Source organism: Vibrio sp. 1580 (assembly GCF_033340055.1).
In genome coordinates this window covers 1-526 of sequence record NZ_JAWOVT010000689.1, presented here as the reverse complement: position 1 = coordinate 526, position 526 = coordinate 1, and the positions used below count along the sequence as shown (strand labels likewise).

Here is a 526-nt window from a genome sequence, read left to right as displayed (position 1 = left end):
ACCCACTAGCGCGATACCCGGCCACACGGCCGCTTGGAACAAATCTCCCACTGGCACGCCAAGCACATCGCCGAGCAAAATGAGTACGATAGAAGGAGGAATAATTTGCCCCAACGTACCTGAAGCACAAATGGTTCCGCACGCGAGGCCTTTGTCATAGTTGTATTTGAGCATCACAGGCAGAGAGATCAACCCCATGGCCACCACCGACGCTCCCACTACGCCAGTCGATGCCGCAAGTAGCGCGCCCACCAGCACCGTCGAAATTGCGATGCCGCCACGGACGCCACCAAACAGACGCCCCATCGATTCCAGCAGCTGCTCTGCTAGCTTCGTTTTTTGCAGCACGAGCCCCATGAAAACAAACAGCGGTACAGCCATCAGCACCGTGTTTTCCATGATGGATTGAATTCGATATGGCATGAAGGCAAACATGTCCATGCCCTCTGCCCAAACACCAAAAATAAGAGCAATACCGCCGAATGTGAACGCGACGGGAAACCCGAGCAGTAGCGCAAAGAGCGCC

At 55.1% G+C, this 526-nt stretch carries 1 protein-coding gene; it reads right to left on the bottom strand.

The genetic code is table 11. The features are described from left to right. Positions 1-526: TRAP transporter large permease subunit (locus R7093_RS27865; protein WP_318147363.1), on the bottom strand; the 526-nt coding region annotated here is incomplete at both ends.